At 72.0% G+C, this 16853-nt stretch carries 20 protein-coding genes; 10 read left to right on the top strand and 10 right to left on the bottom strand.

Annotated features, from left to right (window positions below; translation table 11 throughout):
- The first annotated feature begins 22 nt into the window (after positions 1-22).
- From HD557_RS16120 to HD557_RS16110, 3 genes are read left to right on the top strand one after another with little or no spacing between them, the layout of a single operon-like run.
- Entirely contained in the window at positions 23-553 is a 531-nt protein-coding gene (locus HD557_RS16120) for a sigma-70 family RNA polymerase sigma factor (protein ID WP_196874630.1), read from the top strand.
- Positions 554-582: 29 nt separating this feature from the next.
- Positions 583-744, top strand: coding sequence for a hypothetical protein (locus HD557_RS16115; protein ID WP_196874629.1), 162 nt, complete (start codon positions 583-585; stop codon positions 742-744).
- Between the two features lies 1 nt (position 745).
- A complete protein-coding gene (locus HD557_RS16110; protein WP_196874628.1) occupies positions 746-1072 on the top strand; it encodes a plasmid stabilization protein in 327 nt (108 codons plus the stop codon).
- Positions 1073-1272: 200 nt separating this feature from the next.
- Here HD557_RS16110 and HD557_RS16105 read toward each other — a convergent pair whose 3' ends face one another.
- The 3 genes from HD557_RS16105 to HD557_RS16095 are packed head-to-tail and all read right to left on the bottom strand — an operon-like array spanning position 1273 to position 2608.
- Positions 1273-1536, bottom strand: a complete 264-nt coding sequence (locus HD557_RS16105) for a hypothetical protein (RefSeq protein WP_008361796.1) — start codon at positions 1534-1536, stop codon at positions 1273-1275.
- Positions 1533-1754, bottom strand: a complete 222-nt coding sequence (locus HD557_RS16100; protein WP_196874627.1) for a hypothetical protein — start codon at positions 1752-1754, stop codon at positions 1533-1535. The genes HD557_RS16105 and HD557_RS16100 overlap by 4 nt, the downstream gene beginning before the upstream one ends.
- Positions 1755-1813: 59 nt before the next feature.
- A complete protein-coding gene (locus HD557_RS16095) occupies positions 1814-2608 on the bottom strand; it encodes a sigma-70 family RNA polymerase sigma factor (RefSeq protein ID WP_196874626.1) in 795 nt (264 codons plus the stop codon).
- 183 nt (positions 2609-2791) lie between these two features.
- Here HD557_RS16095 and HD557_RS16090 point away from each other — a divergent pair, with 183 nt between their 5' ends.
- Positions 2792-3562: an SDR family oxidoreductase gene (locus tag HD557_RS16090; protein WP_196874625.1), complete on the top strand. Its 771-nt coding sequence runs from the start codon at positions 2792-2794 to the stop codon at positions 3560-3562.
- The gene (locus tag HD557_RS16085; protein ID WP_196874624.1) at positions 3559-4551 is read left to right on the top strand and encodes a UDP-glucuronic acid decarboxylase family protein; all 993 of its coding nucleotides are present in this window, start codon (positions 3559-3561) and stop codon (positions 4549-4551) included. The genes HD557_RS16090 and HD557_RS16085 overlap by 4 nt, the downstream gene beginning before the upstream one ends.
- Here the strand turns inward: HD557_RS16085 and HD557_RS16080 are convergent.
- The 7 genes from HD557_RS16080 to HD557_RS16050 are packed head-to-tail and all read right to left on the bottom strand — an operon-like array spanning position 4481 to position 12787.
- Entirely contained in the window at positions 4481-5437 is a 957-nt protein-coding gene (locus HD557_RS16080) for a glycosyltransferase family 9 protein (RefSeq protein ID WP_008361790.1), read from the bottom strand. The genes HD557_RS16085 and HD557_RS16080 overlap by 71 nt on opposite strands.
- Complete coding sequence (rfaE2, locus tag HD557_RS16075) at positions 5437-6750, bottom strand: D-glycero-beta-D-manno-heptose 1-phosphate adenylyltransferase (RefSeq protein WP_196874623.1); 1314 nt, start codon at positions 6748-6750, stop codon at positions 5437-5439. The genes HD557_RS16080 and rfaE2 overlap by 1 nt, the downstream gene beginning before the upstream one ends.
- Positions 6747-7364, bottom strand: a complete 618-nt coding sequence (locus tag HD557_RS16070; protein WP_008361786.1) for a D-sedoheptulose-7-phosphate isomerase — start codon at positions 7362-7364, stop codon at positions 6747-6749. The genes rfaE2 and HD557_RS16070 overlap by 4 nt, the downstream gene beginning before the upstream one ends.
- On the bottom strand, positions 7361-8593 hold the full coding sequence (locus HD557_RS16065) for a glycosyltransferase (RefSeq protein WP_008361784.1): 1233 nt from the start codon (positions 8591-8593) through the stop codon (positions 7361-7363). The genes HD557_RS16070 and HD557_RS16065 overlap by 4 nt, the downstream gene beginning before the upstream one ends.
- Positions 8593-9627 carry a glycosyltransferase family 9 protein gene (locus HD557_RS16060; protein WP_196874622.1) on the bottom strand — a complete coding sequence of 345 codons (1035 nt, stop codon included), beginning with the start codon at positions 9625-9627 and terminating at the stop codon, positions 8593-8595. Before HD557_RS16060 ends, HD557_RS16065 begins: the two co-directional genes overlap by 1 nt.
- A complete protein-coding gene (locus HD557_RS16055) occupies positions 9624-11126 on the bottom strand; it encodes an HAD-IIIA family hydrolase (RefSeq protein ID WP_196874621.1) in 1503 nt (500 codons plus the stop codon). Before HD557_RS16055 ends, HD557_RS16060 begins: the two co-directional genes overlap by 4 nt.
- Positions 11123-12787, bottom strand: coding sequence for a carbamoyltransferase family protein (locus HD557_RS16050; RefSeq protein ID WP_008361774.1), 1665 nt, complete (start codon positions 12785-12787; stop codon positions 11123-11125). The genes HD557_RS16055 and HD557_RS16050 overlap by 4 nt, the downstream gene beginning before the upstream one ends.
- 134 nt (positions 12788-12921) lie before the next feature.
- Between HD557_RS16050 and HD557_RS16045 the strand changes: the two genes are divergently transcribed.
- The 5 genes from HD557_RS16045 (at position 12922) to HD557_RS16025 (ending at position 16849) form a co-directional block, all read left to right on the top strand.
- Positions 12922-13884, top strand: coding sequence for a glycosyltransferase (locus tag HD557_RS16045; RefSeq protein WP_008361772.1), 963 nt, complete (start codon positions 12922-12924; stop codon positions 13882-13884).
- Between the two features lie 77 nt (positions 13885-13961).
- Positions 13962-15971: a catalase gene (locus tag HD557_RS16040; protein ID WP_196874620.1), complete on the top strand. Its 2010-nt coding sequence runs from the start codon at positions 13962-13964 to the stop codon at positions 15969-15971.
- Positions 15972-16058: 87 nt separating this feature from the next.
- Positions 16059-16301 (top strand): hypothetical protein, encoded by a 243-nt coding sequence (locus HD557_RS16035; RefSeq protein ID WP_008361770.1) that lies wholly within the window; start codon positions 16059-16061, stop codon positions 16299-16301.
- A 40-nt stretch (positions 16302-16341) separates the two neighbouring features.
- Positions 16342-16485, top strand: a complete 144-nt coding sequence (locus HD557_RS16030) for a GPGG-motif small membrane protein (RefSeq protein ID WP_008361769.1) — start codon at positions 16342-16344, stop codon at positions 16483-16485.
- 115 nt (positions 16486-16600) lie between these two features.
- Positions 16601-16849, top strand: a complete 249-nt coding sequence (locus tag HD557_RS16025; protein ID WP_196874619.1) for a hypothetical protein — start codon at positions 16601-16603, stop codon at positions 16847-16849.
- Positions 16850-16853: the final 4 nt, after the last annotated feature.

Genomic DNA, 16853 nt, shown 5'->3' with positions numbered 1-16853 from the left:
GTCTGCGCGACAGACTCGAGCCATGGACAGGAACCAGCAGGGCCCCTCGCTTCTCGCCCCTCAGCAGGAAGATCTGGTCGTACGCCACCTCCCGGTAGCACGCTCACTGGCTGCCCGCTACTCGGGCCGTGGCATCGAGGTCGAGGACCTGCGCCAGGCCGCGCGGATGGGGCTGGTGAAGGCCGCCCGCCGCTACGACCCCGAGCAGGGTGCGTTCCTGAGCTATGCCGTGCCGATGGCCAAGGGCGAGATGCGCCGCTGCTTCCGGGATCAGGCCCGCTGCGTACGCGCTCAGCAGGGGGACGACGAGTCCGGCTCGCTCGTGGAGCAGGTGGGAGAGGTCGATCCCGGCTTCGACCGCGCCGAGGCACGGGTGCTGGTGGGGGAGGCGCTGGAGGGGCTCGACGAGACCGACCTGATGGTCCTGCGGCTGCGCTACGCCGAAGGCCTGACCCAGGCCGAGATCGGTGAGCGGATCGGTGCGACGCAGGCGCAGGTCTCGCGAACGCTCGCGCGGATCCTTCGCCGGATGCGGGTCGCGGTCGCCGCGTAAGAGGCATCCGTTCTGGGTACCGGTTCTCCATGAGTACTCCAGCCGTCATCTTCACCGTGATCGGGGTGATCGTCGTCCTGGTCGGCATCGCGGCCTGGCTCTACGACGCCCGCCGCAACAAGCGCGTCGCCGATGACGAAGAGCGCTTCGATCAGCCGAGAACGACGCCGAGAACGCGAAGGAGGAGCTGAGATGCCGCAACGTGCCTGGAGCAAGAAACGCGAACGCCAGTACGAGCACATCAAGAAGGGCCTACTCGACCGCGGCGAGAACGAGGACACCGCCGAGGAGATCGCCGCCCGCACGGTGAACAAGGAACGTGCCCGCGAGGGCGAGTCCCGCGAAAGCAGCCGCACCTCGACCGAGGACATCTCCTCCGGTCGCCGTGGCGGTCTGCGCAGTCACCGCGGTCCCGGTGGGCGTACCAAGGCCCAGCTCTACGAAGAGGCCAAGGACAAGAACGTCAAGGGCCGCTCGAAGATGAACAAGGCCGAGCTCGAGAAGGCCGTCGGTCGCTAGGAGCGGACTCCCGCCAGGCTCCGCCTGGCGTCCTGGAGGCCATCGACTCCGCCGCGTCGCCCACACCGGGTGGCGCGGCGGAGTCGTTGTGATCACAACCTGCCGCCCAGACGGAGCCCCGATGGTTCATTGGAGCCCAGACAGATCGGCGGCTGCCGGCTCGAGGAGCCGACAGCCGCCGAAGACAGCCGACGTACGGGCTACGGGTGCGGTCGCGACACGTACGCCGTCGAGGTGCGCTCGATGACGTCGTCACCGGCCTCCGCCGGCTGGGTGGCGCGAGCCCGGTGGTCACCCGCATGACCGAACGGAAGGTTCATCGTGCCGATCCGCTCACGTGCCATGCCGACGGTGACGCCGGCTCCGTCGCGCAGCGTCTCGTAGGTCGCGGCAGGGTAGCGGCCGACGATGTAGCCGGCGACGCCACCCAGCGCGAAGGTGAAGATGTTCCGTTTCGTCCTCACGTCTTCCGACCTCCCTTGAACCTCCGCAGCAGCGCGTCGGTTCCCTTCTTGCGGATGACGGTGGTGGCGACCGCCATCACGGCGGGGACCAGGAAGGCGGCGACAGCCGCGATCCGCTTGCCCCAGGACGACTCCTGCCACTTGGTCTTGGGCGTGCCATTCCACAGCGAGCGCTGGGCGGTGTCGTCGCGCTCACCGGTGATCGTCGAGTACGTCATGCCAGGTCTCCTTGTGTCGGGGTCGGCTTTCGTGGTCCCGTACCCGGGGTGGGTGCGGGTCATGCGGCCATCTCCATGCCCTCGAGCTGGGCGCGGAGCTCGTCGATGATGCGGGTGAGGATGCGGGAGACCTGCGTCTGGGTGACGCCGATGGCCTCGCCGATCTCTGCCTGGCTGCGGTCCTCCAGGAAGCGCAGCCGCACCACGAGCTGGTCGCGCGGACACAGCGCGTGGATCGCCTGCTCGAGCGCGAGCCGGGTCTCGCAGTCGGAGAGCCCGCCGTCGATGCCCGGCAGCATGTCGCCGATGGTCGCTTCGCCCGAGGACTGGGAGTCGCCGGAGCGCAACGGGGCGTCCAGCGAGGAGGGGGTGAAGCAGCCACGGGCATCGAGCGCCTCGCGTACCTTCTGCTCGGGGACCTCGGCGATCTCGGCCAGCTCGGAGGTGGGCAGGTTGCCGCGCTCGGAGCCGATCCGCAGCAGCGTGCTCTGCAGCTCCTGGATGGGACGCGGCGGGCGCACGGTCCAGCCGTGGTCACGGAACCAGCGCTTCACCTCACCCCGGATGGTGGGCACGGCGTAGGTGAGGAAATCGTCGGCACGGTCCGGGTGGAAGCTCTTCGCGGCCCGCACCAGGGCGATGTACGCGACCTGCTCCAGATCGGCGCGGGGGATGCCACGGCCGGTGTAGCGGTGGGCGATCGAGCGGGCGACCGCCGCGTTGAGCAGGATCACCTCTTCGATGAGCCGGTCCTGCTCCTCACCTTCCGCCTCGTGTGCTGCCGCCAACAGCTCTGAGGTCAGACGCTGGCGCTCGGCTCGGGGAAGGTCTGTCTCGAAAGTTGTCGTCGTCATATTTGGGTAGTGCCCGAAATGAGCCCGTCCCAACGGCTCAGGAGGCCAAGTTCACCCCGTCGGGTGTGCGCCTCGCGAGTCGCAATCACCCTTTCGGGTGGGAAGTCGGCCGGGCGGGCTGTGAGGGGTGAGCACGGGTACCGGTTCGGTCATACGGACCAGACGCCCTCTGAGAGGAACACCATGAACGGAACCAACGGCACGAACAGTCTCGACGGCAGGGTCGCGCTGGTGACCGGTGCCGGGAGCGGCCTGGGGCGGGCGACGAGTCGGGTGCTCAGTGTCTCCGGAGCGTACGTCGCGGTCAGCGACCGGGACCCCGAGGCGGCCCAGGAGACCGTCGACCTGATCCGTGGTGAACCCCGGCGGGGGGAGACCGAGGTCGTCGACCTCGACGTCACCTCGCCCTCGGCGGTCGAGAAGACGGTCGCCGACCTCTCCGAGCGGTTCGGGGCCCGGTTCGACCTCCTGATCAACAACGCGGGCACCGACCGCGGCTCGGACCTGGTCGACATCGACGACGACCAGTGGCACGACGTCTTCGGCGTGAACGTCGACGGCCCGATGCGGCTCTCCCGTGCATTCGTACGTCACCGCCTGGCGCTCGAGGACGCGCCGACCCAGCCGGTGGCCGACATCGTCAGCATCGCCTCGATCAGCGCGCTGACGGTGGGGGCGGGTGCTGCTGCGTACAACTCCTCCAAGGCGGCGCTGCTCAAGCTCACCGAGGTGATGCAGACCGAGGCGCGCGAGCGGGAGTGGCCCGTCCGGGTCAGCGCGATCAACCCCGCGGCGATGGCCACGCCGATGATGGACCAGTGGGGGCTGCCGCCGGAGCGGATGATGGACCCGACGATCGTGGCGGAGCTGATCCGGTTCGCGGTGACGCTTCCGGAGGAGGCGTGCCTGCAGAGCGCCGTCGTGATGCTGCGGAACGAGGGCTATCCGCGATGAACGACTGGGAAGAGTCGTTGCGCGGAGCCCGGGTGGTGGTCACCGGCGGAGCCGGGTTCGTCGGGTCGTGGGTGAGCGAGCGCCTGCTGGACGCCGGGGCGGAGGTGTGGATCGTCGACAACCTGCTCACCGGCTCGGCCGACAAGATCGAGCACCTCTTCGGCCGGCCGGGCTTCGCGATCACGATCGCCGACGCCAGCCATGCGATCCCCGACCCCGGCGGGGTCGACCTGGTGATGCACCTGGCCTGTCCGGCCTCGCCGGTCCACTACCAGCGGCTGCCCCTGGAGACGCTGCGGGTGGCGAGCGAGGGCACGGTCAACGCCCTCGAGCTGGCTGATCGTCACCATGCCCGGTTCGTGCTCACCTCCACCTCCGAGGTGTACGGCGAGCCCGAGGTGCACCCGCAGCGCGAGGAGTACTGGGGCCACGTCAACCCGATCGGCCTACGCAGCGTCTACGACGAGGGCAAGCGGTTCGCCGAGGCGACCACGATGGCCTACGCCCGCGAGCGCGGCGTCGATGTCGCGGTGGCGCGGCTGTTCAACACCTACGGCCCTCGGATGAGCCTGGACGACGGCCGGGTCGTGCCGGCCTTCCTGGGCCAGGCGCTGAGCGGGGAGCCGCTGACCGTTGCCGGCGACGGCTCGCAGACGCGGTCGCTGTGCTGGGTCGAGGACACCGTCGAGGGCCTGCTGCGGCTCGCCTGCGCCGACGTGGCAGGACCGGTCAACATCGGCAACGACCGCGAGATCACCATGCTCGAGCTGGCCCGGATGATCATCGAGCTGACCGGCTCCGAGTCCCGGATCCATCATGTGGCGCTGCCGGCCGACGACCCGCACGTACGCCGCCCCGATCTCACCCGCGCCCGGCTGCTGCTCGGCTGGGAGCCGCAGATGTCCCTCGAGGAGGGGCTCAAGCGGACGGCGCGCTGGCGCGAGGACGTCGACTCCGACCCGACAGCAGCCGCAGCGCCGCGTCGTTGACCTCGTCGACGCGCAGGCGCAGCAGCGCCGGGTCGGTGACCGAGGCGTGCGGGTCGCCGGGGCCGTCACCGCGCCAGAGCGCGATGTGAGGGCCCGGAGGCGGGCCCCAGCGGGAGGGCGGGGTCGGTCCGAACAGGATCACCGACGGCGTACCCAGGGCCGATGCCAGGTGGGCGATGCCGGTGTCGCCGCTGATGAGCAGTCGGGCCGAGCCGACCAGGGAGGCCAGCGCCATCAGATCGGTGCTGCCCGCGACGTTCGCCTCGGGCGGGAGACCGGCCCGGGAGCGTACGTCCTCGGCCAGGTCGCGCTCGGCGGGGGAGCCGGTGACCAGGACGCGGGCGCCGGTGAGAGTCATCCTGGTGGCGACGGCGGCGAACCGGTCCGTCGGCCAGCGGCGGCTCGCGGAGGCGGCGCCGGGATGGATCAGGACCGCGTCCGGCTCGGGAGGCGGCTCCAGCCCGGGAGGTGGCAGGAGCACGTCGTCGGGATCGGCGGCGACGTCGGTGTCGAGGGTCTCGGCGAGCAGCCGGCACCAGCGGTGGCGCTCGTGCTCCTCGGGGTCCCAGGCGGGCCCGCCGGGCTCGCCGAAGCCGATCAGACGGCCGGGACCGAGCACGCGGAGCAGGTCGCGGGAGGCGGGTCCGTTGCCGTGCAGGTCGATGGCGAGATCCGGCGGCGGACCCGTCCAGGCGACCGGCTCGAGCTCCTCGGTGGCGATGACCTCGTCGACGACGGCGGCGAGCGCGATCAGCCGGGTCTGGGCCGCGGGGGCAGCGAGCACGATGCGGTGCTGCGGCAGCGCCCGGCGGAGCATGCGGAGCGCCGGCACCCCGGCGAGCAGGTCGCCGAGGCCCAGCGCACGATAGACGAGCGCCGTCGGCATCAGACCGGCATCGCCCTCGCGGTCTCGATCAGCGAGGTGGTGGAGTGGCCGTCGTGGAACGGCACCACGACGGTGCGTCCGCCCCAGGTCGCCAGCAGGTCGCTCTCGGGGAGGTCGTCCTCGGCGTAGTCGCCGCCCTTGACCCAGATGTCGGGGCGGAGCTGGGCGAGCACGTGCACCGGGGTGTCCTCGTCGAAGACGACCACGTCGTCGACGCAGTCGAGGGCGGCGAGCAGCCGGGCGCGGTCCCGCTCGGGTACGACCGGACGGTCCTCGCCCTTGAGGCGGCGGACGGAGGCGTCGGAGTTGAGGCAGACGACCAGGCGGTCGCCGAGCCGCCGTGCCGCCTGGAGGGTGGCGACGTGCCCGGCGTGGAGGAGGTCGAAGCACCCGCCGGTGGCGACGAGCGTGCGGCCCCCGGTCCGCCGGTCGGCGGGGGTGAACGAGCCGGCTCCGCCCGCGGCCACGAAGTCGCCGGCCGCCTCGACCGCGGTCTTCACGGCGGTCTCCGTCGATGCGGTGCCGGTGAGGCTTGCCGTCACGGTGGCCGCGAACCGGTCGCCGGCGCCGCAGGTGTCCTGGAAGCCGACACGGTGGGCCGGGATCTCCCGAGGCGCCCCGTCGCCCTCGGCCACCACGGCGCCGTCCGCGCCGAGGGTGACGCAGACGGCCCGGGCCCGCCAGGCCTCGCGCAGAGCGGCCGCATGCTCGCTCGCACCCGTGCCGGCGGCCTGGCCGGCGAAGGCGGCGGCCTCGGCCCGGTTGGGCGTGGCCAGACGTACGCCGGGGACCGGTGCCTCCCCGCGCGGGTGCGGGTCCCACACGATCGGCGTCGACGTCGTCGCGGCGATGCTGCTCAGCGCGTGGCGGAGGTTGGCGACGCTCGTCAGCCCCTGGCCGTAGTCGGAGACGAGGATCGCGTCCGCCGCACCGATCGCGTCGAGCGCATCGGCCGGGACGGGCTCGATCGGGCCGCAGGAGCCTTCGTCCAGGCGCGCGACCGGCTGCTGCTCGGCGATGATCCGGCGCTTGACCGGAGTGGTGCCGTGCTGCGGGACCGCGAGGACCGTGATCCCGGCGCCGCTGCACAGCTCGTGGATCCGCGAGCCCGCCGGATCGGCCGCCAGCGCGGTCACCAGGACCACCTCGTGGCCGTCGGCGGCGGCCAGTGCCGCCGCCAGGCCGGCGCCACCGGGACGGAGCCGCTCTCGCGGGTCGTCGATGACCGGCGCGTTCGCCTCCGGCAGCCGGCGGCGTACGTCTCCGGTGACGTCCACGTCCAGCAGGACGTCACCGACCACGACGACCCTCATCGCAGCACCTCCAGGTCCTCGGTCGAGACCTGCGCGGGCACGCCGACGCCGAGCTCGCGGTCGAAGGCGGCGCACATGATGTGCAGCGCGACCAGGTGCATCTCCTGCACGGTGGCGGTGTAGCGCGCCTCGACGGAGCAGTGCTCGTCGGAGAGGTCGGCCAGCGGGTTGGGGAGCGGGCCGGTCATCGACCAGACCTGCATCCCGGCCCGCCGTCCGCGCCGGGCGGCCGCGAGCAGGTTGCCGCTGCGGCCGCTGGTGGACATCAGCACGAGGACGTCGCCGGGCCGCCCGTGCGCCTCGACCTGACGGGCGAAGAGCTCCTCGGGCGGGTAGTCGTTGCCGATGGCGGTCAGGCTGGAGGTCTCCGCGGAGAGGCAGATCGCCGAGAACGGGGCGCGGTCCTCGCGATAGCGGCCGACCAGCTCGGCGGTCAGGTGCTGGGCCTGGGCGGCGCTGCCACCGTTGCCGGCCGCGAGAAGTCGCCCGCCGGACTCGAGCACGGGCACGAGACGTACACCCCACTGGTCGGCGATGTCGACACAGCCGTCGAACCTCCGCAGAGTCTGGCTGAGCTCGGCGAGGTGCTCGTGGGCGCATGGGGTCGTGGTCATCGGACTGCCTCCTTCGCATCGATGGAACGGGTGGATCTGGCGGGTCGGGTGACCCGCTCGTAGAGGTGCTCGGTGGCAGCCAGGACGTGGCGCCAGTCGTAGCGCTCGACCGCGCGCCGCCGCCCGGCTTCGCCGTAGCGCCGTCGGCGCTCGGGGTCGCGCAGCAGGGTGGCCAGGACGCGGGCCAGCTCGACGGGGTGCCGCGGTCGTACCAGGTCGCCGGTGACCCCGGGCACCACGGTGTCGAGAAGCCCACCGACGGCCGTGCCGACCACGGGGCGGCCGCAGGCCATCGCCTCGACGGGCACGATGCCGAACGGTTCGTACCAGGGCACCGCCACCACGGCGTCGCTGCTGCGGATCAGGCCAGGGACGCCGTCGCGGTCGACGCTGCCGAGGAAGATCGTGCGGCCGGCGACGCCGTGGTGATCGGCGATCTGCCGCAGCCGCAGCGTCTCGGGGTCGGAGTCGAGGTCCCTGCGCGACGGGCCGCCGGCGATCATCAGCTCGACGTCGAGCCCCTCGTCGTGGACCAGGTGGGCGAGCGCCTCGATCGCGTTGCCGATCCCCTTGCGGGGCACCATCCTGCCCAGGACGAGCAGCCGCAGCCGGTCGGCGAGCCGGCCCGGTCCGGGCCGGAACAGATCGGTGTCGACACCGCACGGGATGATCGTGGCGCGGCCGTCGGGCAGGCCGAGCCGGCGGAGCTCGCGGACCTCGTCGGTGCAGGTCGCGATGACGGTGTCGGCCTCGACGCACAGCCGCCGCTCGTGCTCGATCCGCTCGGGCGGGCTGGTGTCGGCGTCACCCTGCTGGCGGCGCTTGACCGACCCGAGGGCATGGAAGGACTGCACCAGCGGAACCCCCTGCTCCCGGACGCCGGGGAGCGAGGCCAGCCCGCTCATCCAGAAGTGCGTGTGGACCAGGTCGGGCGGCTCGATGAGCCATGCCTCCTGCAGTCGCCTGGCCAGCTCCGGGATGTAGGGGAGAAGGTCGTCCTTGGCGACCTCGGCCGGCGGCCCGGCCGGGACGTGCTCGACCACGTAGCCGTCGGTCCGGACACGTGCCGGTGTAGCGAGGTCGTCGCGCCTGGTGTAGACGGTCACCTCGTGGCCGTTCTGCGCCAGGCCGGCGGCCAGCGCGGCGACGTGGACGTTCTGCCCACCGGCGTCCTCACGGCCGAGAGCGGCGAGCGGGTTGGCATGTTCAGAGACGAGTGCGACGCGCATCAGCGGCCCCTTCCCACGGTTTCGGATGGACGTACGCCGAGGGTGCCGAGCGCGGTGACGACATCGTCCGGCGTGACGCTGGTCAGGCACGGGTGCCCGGGAACGGGGCACTCGCGAGCGCGGGTGTCGCGGCAGGGAGCGTGCTGGTCGCCGAGGAGCACCCGGTCGACGCCGTAGGGTGCCCAGCGCTCGGCGCTGATCGTCGGGGCGTAGAGCGAGACCACCGGGGTGCCGACGGCGGCGGCCAAGTGGGCGGGGCCGGTGTTGCCGACCACCACCGCCTCGGCCTGCTCGAGGACGCCGGCGAGCTCGTTCAGGCCGAGCGTCCCGCCCAGGTCGGTGCCGCGTCCGCCGGCGACGTACGCGGTGAGCCGGCGCTCCTCGGGGCCGCCGGTGACGACGACACCGAGCCCGAGGCCGCTCAGCTGCTCGGCCAGCTCCCGGAAACGGTCCGGCGGCCAGGCGCGAGCAGGTGCCGAGGTGCCGGGATGGAGGGCGACGTAGGGCACCGGAAGGTCGTCTGTGACGCGGTGGACCCTGAGGCCGACACTGACCGCGAGCCGGCCGTCGTCGCCGTCGGGCAGCCGGCCGCCGCAGGCGGTGGCGACGGCGAGCGCCCGTTCGGGCTCGGGGATGTCCTCCTCGACGCGCACCCGGTGGTCGAGCAGCGAGCCGGGGTAGTCGGTGCTCACCGCGGCCACCCGGCCGATCCCGGCAAGCCTGAGGACGAGCGCGGTCGGCAGCGGCGACTGGTGGAAGCTGGTCAGGACCACGGCCCGGTCGAACAGCCCGGCCTCGAGCCGCTTGCGCAGCAGGTCGACCTCGTCGGCATCGACCGGTGGCGGGTCCGCGACGATCCACGGCGCCTCCCAGCACAGCACCTCGTCGACGCCGGGCAGCAGCTCGGCCGCCTCGCGGCCCAGCGGGCCGCACAGCATCGTCAGGTGGTCGCTGGTCGCGGCCATCGCGCGGACCGCCGGCCCGGCGAGAAGCACGTCGCCCATCGAGTCCAGGCGTACGACGAGGGTCCTCACCACACGCCTCCCAGCATCAGGTCGACGGCCTGGACGAGGCCGGCGGCGGTGCGCGGGGCGGCGGCGTCGATCTCATCGCGGCGGGTGCGCAGCGTCGGAACCAGGCAGCCGCTCACACCGGCGTGCTTGGCGGCCTCCATGTCGCTGCCGATGTCGCCGACCATGATCGCGCGGTCGGGATGTACGCCGGTGCTGGCGAGGGCACGCTTGATCAGGTCGGGGCCGGGCTTGCGACACCCGCAGCGGTCGTCGGGGGAGTGCGGGCAGCGGAGCACCGCCTCGAACGGGCCCAGCAGCTCGATGACCCGCTGGTCGACGGCGTCGACCTGCTCCTCGCTGATGACGCCGCGGCCGATGCCGGACTGGTTGGTCACGATCATGAGCCGCACGCCCTCCGCGCGGAGCCGGTCGAGGGCCTCGCGGACACCGGGGAGCGGGCGCACCAGGTCGGGGTCGCCGTTGTAGGGCACATCCTCGATCAGGGTCCCGTCCCGGTCGAGCAGGACCAGTTCCGGGATGCCCCGCCACGGCGTCGCGCCGTGGTGGCGGCGTACGCCCCGGAGCAGATGCCACGTCGCCGCCGCAGGGATCGCGGCGCTGGTCAGCACCATCCGCCGGATCTCGGCAGGGGTCCTCGGGCCGGGGGCGATGCGATGCCGGGCGAGCGCGGCGGTGCCCGCGAGCCAGCCGAGGGCACCGGCCCTGGCGAGCCGGCGGCGTCGGGACAGCAGTCCGGCGACGGCGAGCGCTCCGGCGGCGGTGGTGGCCAGGTGGGACTTGCGACGGCCCTCGGGCGCGTTCGCCCGCTCGTGCCACCCGGGTCCGTGGAGCGCACGCATCAGGATGTCGTCGGCGTTGCCCGCCTGGGCGCGCACGCTGGCCCAGTCGTCGGAGGGCCGCACCGGATGGGTCACGTGCCGGCTGCCGACGACGATCCGGCCACGGTCGGCGCCGAGGCGTAGGGCCAGGTCGGCGTCCTCGCGGAAGGCCCGCTGGAAGCGCTCGTCGAAGCCGCCCGCCTCGGCCAGCCGGTCGCGGCGGTAGCTCATGTCGGCGGTGATCCACGCCGAGGTCTCCAGGCTCGCGGTGCCGCGCTCCCAGTCGGTGGGGCGACGATCCTCGGGAAGCGGGACGGTGAGCCGGCCCTGGCTGCCGATGATCTCCTGCTCGGGGTAGTCCTCGAGCAGGCGCAGGTCGGCGATCAGGTCGCGATACCAGGACGCGTCCGGCACCACGTCGTCGTCGAGGAAGGAGACCCACGGCGTGCGGGTGTGCCGCCAGCCGATGTTGCGCGCGCGGGCGGGGCCGCCGCCTCCGGTCCGGACGACCTCGACGTCGATCGAGAGGTCGTCGAGGACCAGGTCGTCCCCGTCGGGGCGGTCGTCGGCCACGATCACCGGACGGTGCAGCGGCACGGTCTGGTTCGCCAGCGCGTCCAGCAGCACCCGCAGGCTCGGCCGGCCGACGGTCGGGATGACGATGGTGGTCTCGATGGTCATGAGCTCGTCCTTGCGCGGCGTACGACGAACGGGCCGATGGCGAGCAGGTCGATCGGCGCCGACCCGAAGCACTCCAGCGCGTCCCGGGGCGAGTCGACCATCGGCCGGCCCGCGGTGTTCAGGCTGGTGTTGACGACGACGGGGAGCCCGGTCCGGGCCTCGAACTCGGCGAGCATCCGCGCCACCAGCGGCTCGTGCTGCGGATCGACCGTCTGCACCCGGGCGGTGCCGTCGACGTGGGTCACCGCCGGGATCAGCGGGTGCCACTCCGCGGTGACGTCGTGGACGAACAGCATGTAGGGGGAGGGCAGCGGTCCGCGCTCGAAGATGTCGGCCGCGCGCTCGGCGAGCACCATCGGCGCCACCGGCCGGAACTGCTCGCGGCCCTTGACGTCGTTGATCCGCTCGAGGTTCTCCTGGCGGCCAGGGTGGGCGAGCAGCGAGCGGTGCCCGAGGGCGCGCGGGCCGAACTCGCTGCGTCCCTGGAACCACGCGACGATCCCGTTGTCGGCCAGGCACTCGGCCACGGTCGCGGCGAGGTCGGCGGGACGCTCGTAGGCCACCCGGGCCGTACGCAGCGTCGCCTCGATCTCCTCCTCCGGCCATCCGCGTCCCAGGTCGGCGCCGGGCATGGGCTCCAGGCGGTCGCCGTTGTCGGCGGCGATCTGCAGCGCGGCGCCGAGCGCCGTCCCGGCGTCGCCCGCGGCCGGCTGCACCCAGATGTTCTCGTAGCCGCTGCGCTCGACCAGCCGGGTGTTGGCGACGCAGTTGAGCGCCACCCCGCCGGCGAGGGTCAGGTGGCTGCCGCCGGTCCGCCCACGCAGCCACCGGGCGAGCTCGACCAGCACCTCCTCGAAGCGCAGCTGCACGCTCGCGGCCAGGTCGGCATGGTCGACGGTCCAGGCCTCGCCGGGCCGCAGCCGTGGCGCGAGGGCGGACCAGTCGATCGGCTCGGTGATGAATCCGCCGTCCCCGGTGAGCCGGATCCGCTCGGTGAGCTCGTCCATCCGGTGGCCGCTGGACGCGAACGGCTTGCCGTAGGAGGCGAGCGCCATCACCTTGTACTCGTCGTTGGCGCGCAGGAACCCCAGATGCTCGGTGAGCTCCTCGAAGACCAGTCCGAGCGAGTGCGGCAGCTCCTGGCTGCGCAGGGTCGTCAGCGACCCGTCGGCGTCGTAGCGCCCGGCGAGATGGCTGTGGCACTCACCGCGGCCGTCGAGGACCAGCACGTCGCTGCCTTCGGCGACGTAGGGCGAGGCCAGCGCCGCGGAGGCGGCGTGGGCGACGTGGTGGGGGACGAAGCGTACGTCGGCCCGGTCCAGGCCGGGCAGGATGTTGGTCAGGAAGTCCGGTGCGTGGGCGGCGTACGCCTGGCGCAGGCCGTCCCACGGGTCGTGCAGCCCCATCTCGTCCGCCGGCCGGGCCAGGGAGAAGTCGTAGGAGTAGGCGACGGCGTCCAGGTCGCCGGGCTCGAGCCCGGCCTCCTCCAGGCACCATCGGATCGCGTGGTCGGGGAGCTCCCACGCCGCGAACGGCACCGGGCGGTGGCCGTGCTTGCGGCGCGAGAAGCGCTCCTCCTCGGCCGCCGCGACCGTCCTGCCGTCGATGACGAGTGCTGCGCTGGGGTCGTGGAAGAGGGCGTTGACGCCAAGGACCTTCATCTGTGCTGCCTTCCGGACCGGATAGGGATGCGAAGTGCTTCCCGTACCCGGGGCGAAGCGCTTTGAGTCGCCTCACCGCGGAACTTGTCTCGCACCGCCGCATCACCGAAGGTGCTCCCGGGCACTGAAGGGGAATGAGAATCCTGATCTGGCACGTGCACGGCTCCTGGACGACGGCGTTCGTGCACGGCCGCCACGACTACCTGCTGCCGACCACCCCCGACCGCGGCCCCGACGGCCTCGGCCGGGCCCGCACCTGGGACTGGCCGTCGTCGGCTCGCGAGGTGAGCAGCGACGCCCTCGCGCAGGAGGAGGTCGACGTCGTCGTCCTGCAGCGCCCGCACGAGGTCGACCTGGCCGAGCGGTGGCTCGGCGGACGGCGGCCTGGCCGCGACGTACCGGCGATCTATCTGGAGCACAACACCCCGGCCGGTGCCGTGCCCGACACCCGTCACCCGATGGCCGGCGGCGGCATCCCGATCGTGCACGTCACCGGCTTCAACGACCTCGTCTGGGACTGCAGCGGCACCCCGACCACGGTGATCGAGCACGGCATCGTCGACCCGGGCCGTCGCTACACCGGCGACATCGAGCGCGCCGGGGTGGTCGTCAACGATCCGGTACGCCGCGGCCGCTCGGTCGGCGCCGACCTCATCCCGGCGCTGGCCGAGGGCGTCGGCGCCGACGTCTTCGGCATGCGCGTGGAGCGGCTGCCCGACTACCAGGGGCTGCGGACGTACGAGAACTACTCGCAGCAGGATCTGCACGACCACCTCGCGCGGCGTCGTGTGTACGTGCACCTCAACCGCTGGACCTCGCTGGGGCTCTCCCTGATCGAGGCGATGCACCTCGGCATGCCGGTCGTCGCCCTGGCCACGACCGAGACCCCGCTCGCGGTGCCGCACGAGGCCGGCTTCGTCACCACCCGCCGCGACGAGATCGTCCCGGCCGTACGTCACCTGATGAAGGATCCCGACGTCGCCGAGGAGGCCGGCCTCATCGGGCGCCGGCATGCCAGACGGCGCTACGGCCTGGACCGGTTCCTCGACGAGTGGGACGACGTGCTCCGCTGGGTGGCCAGCAGCAGCGCCAGCTGAGACGGGCGCGTTCGGGCATCGCGGGGCGCGGGGGCGGGTACGGGAGGTAAAGCCCGTTCCCCGACCGAAGGACCGCCATGACCGACACGCCGAGCCCTGGCACCCCCGACCAGACCGAGTGGCTGACCACCTCAGGCGGTGTGCGCCTCCGCGAGACCGACAAGTCCCTCAAGGCGGGCGAACGCGGCCCGACCCTGCTCCAGGACCACCATCTTCGCGAGAAGATCACCCACTTCGACCACGAGCGGATCCCCGAACGCGTGGTCCACGCCCGCGGTGCCGGGGCGCACGGCACCTTCACGGCGTACGGAACCGCCGAGACCGTCACCAGCGCCGGCTTCCTCGCCGAGGGCCGGGAGACGCCGGTCTTCGTGCGGTTCTCCACGGTGCTGGGCTCGCGGGGCAGCGCGGACACGGTGCGCGACACCCGCGGGTTCGCGACGAAGTTCTACACCGAGGAGGGCACCTTCGACCTCGTCGGCAACAACATCCCGGTCTTCTTCATCCAGGACGGCATCAAGTTCCCCGACGTGATCCACGCCGGCAAGCCGCATCCCGACCGCGAGATCCCGCAGGCGCAGTCCGCGCACGACACCTTCTGGGACTTCGTCTCCCTGCACACCGAGGCCCAGCACCACACGCTGTGGAACATGTCCGACCGCGGCATCTCCCGCTCCTACCGGATGATGGAGGGCTTCGGCGTGCACACCTTCCGGCTGGTCAACGCGGCGGGGAGGACGAGCCTGGCCAAGTTCCACTGGAAGCCGAAGCTCGGGGTGCACGGCCTGCTTTGGGAGGAGGCCCAGATGCTCGGCGGCTTCGACCCGGACTTCCACCGCCGCGACCTCGCCGACGCGATCGAGGCCGGTGCCTACCCGGAGTGGGAGCTGGGCGTCCAGGTCTTCCCGGACACCCCCGAGCAGACCTACGAGGGCATCGACCTGCTCGACCCGACCAAGCTCGTTCCCGAGGAGATCGCGCCGGTCCAGACGATCGGCCGGCTGGTCCTGGACCGCAACCCGGACAACTTCTTCGCCGAGACCGAGCAGGTCGCCTTCCACGTCGGCAACCTGGTGCCGGGCATCGACGTCACCGACGACGCGCTGCTGCAGGCCCGGCTCTTCTCCTACGTCGACACCCAGCTGACCCGGCTCGGCGGGCCCAACTTCAACCAGATCCCGGTCAACCGCCCGCACGCGCCGGTCAACGACATGCTGCGCGACGGGCTCCACCAGCACGAGGTGCACCGTGGGGTGGCGCCCTACCACCCGAACTCGCTCGACGGCGGCTGCCCGTTCCTGGCCGGCGACCCGCAGGGAGCCTTCCTGGACAACCCGGTGACGGTGCCCGAGACGGTCAAGCAGCGCACGCAGCCGGCCTCGTTCGACGACCACTTCAGCCAGGCGCGGCTCTTCTGGCTGTCGATGACACCGGTGGAGAAGCAGCACATCGTCGCGGCGTACGCCTTCGAGCTGGGCAAGGTCCACGAGCCGGAGATCCGGGAGCGCCAGCTCCAGTGCCTGGCCGAGATCGCCCCGGACCTGTGCGGCGGTGTCGCCACCGCCCTCGGCCTACCGGCGCCCTCGCCGACGGGTGAGCTCGCAGACCCGGAGCCCAGCCCGGCCCTGTCGATGCTCGGTGGCTCCTACCCGCCGGACGGCCGGGTCGTCGGGATCGTCGCCAGCCCGGACAGCCCGGCCGACGAGATCGACGGGCTGCGTACGGCGCTCCTCGGGTCGCGGATGATGCCGCTGCTGGTCGCCCCGACCGCGGCACCGCTCGGCGACGACCTGACCGTGCAGCGTACGTTCGCCACCGCTCGCTCGGTCGAGCTCGACGCGCTCGTGGTCGCCGACGGCGCGGCCTCGGTCGCCTCGGACCCGCACGTGATGCTGCTGGTCGAGGAGATCTTCCGGCACGGCAAGGCGCTCCTGGCCTGGGGTGACGGGGTCGAGGTCATCGCGACGGCGGGTATCGCCGTGCCCGCGCCGGGCGTCAAGGCGGAGGCGTCCGGATCGATGGTCGCCGCGGAGCTTCCCGACCTCCTGGGCGCGCACCGTTCCTGGGAGAGGTTCGCTCTCTCCTGATCGTTTCCCGGTCGGAGGGTTTACGGGCGCGCGAGGTGGGTACCGGTGGGGCCGTACGCACGAGAGAACTCATGAGGAGTGATCCGCATGACCACGAAGAGCGTTGAGACCGGAACCGTCACGGGAACCCCTGACAAGGACTACAACCTCATCTGGTTCACCGAGGCCTGCCTGGACAACGCGCTGCGTCTGGACACCTACATCGAGGACGCGCGCCGTTCGAAGGACACCGACCTGGAGGACCTGTTCGTCCGTGCTCAGGCCAACTCCGTGCAGGGTGCCGAGGAGGCGAAGGCCCTGCTCCGTAGCCGCTTGGACGGGAACGTCTGAGCTTTCCCCCGCAACAACTACACACCGAGGTGAGATCAAAATGGCACTACTCCTATGGCTGATCGCGGCAGTCCTGGTGATCGGCGGAATCCTTGCGCTGGTCCGTGGCCAAATCCTGTGGGGAGCTGTCCTCATCGTGGTCGGTCTGTTGGTCGGCCCCGGTGGGGTGAGCATCTTCACCTAGAGACCGTGCGGCCCGGTGCCCCCTGTGGGGCCCCGGGCCGCGTGGTGTCCGGAGTGAAGCCCGGAGTCATGCCCGGTGTGAGGCCGGGTGACGAAGCCGAACGAAAGGACCGACCATGGGTAAGTGCGCCACGTGCGGCAACGAGTACGACGGGAGCTTCGAGGTGACCACAGCCTCGGGTGAGCAGCATGTCTTCGACTCGATCGAGTGTGCGGTGTCGGTGATCGCGCCGGTGTGCGTCAACTGCGGCACCCGCATCCTCGGACACGGGGTGCAGAACGAGCAGCACATGTTCTGCTGTGCCCACTGCGCCCACGAAGTCGGTGTGACCGGGGTGAGCGACCGGGTCACCAGCGGCTCCTGACGGC

The organism is Nocardioides luteus, assembly GCF_015752315.1.
GTDB lineage: Bacteria > Actinomycetota > Actinomycetes > Propionibacteriales > Nocardioidaceae > Nocardioides.
Note: the sequence above shows the minus strand (reverse complement) of the source record. Positions and strands in the feature narration are given on the sequence as shown.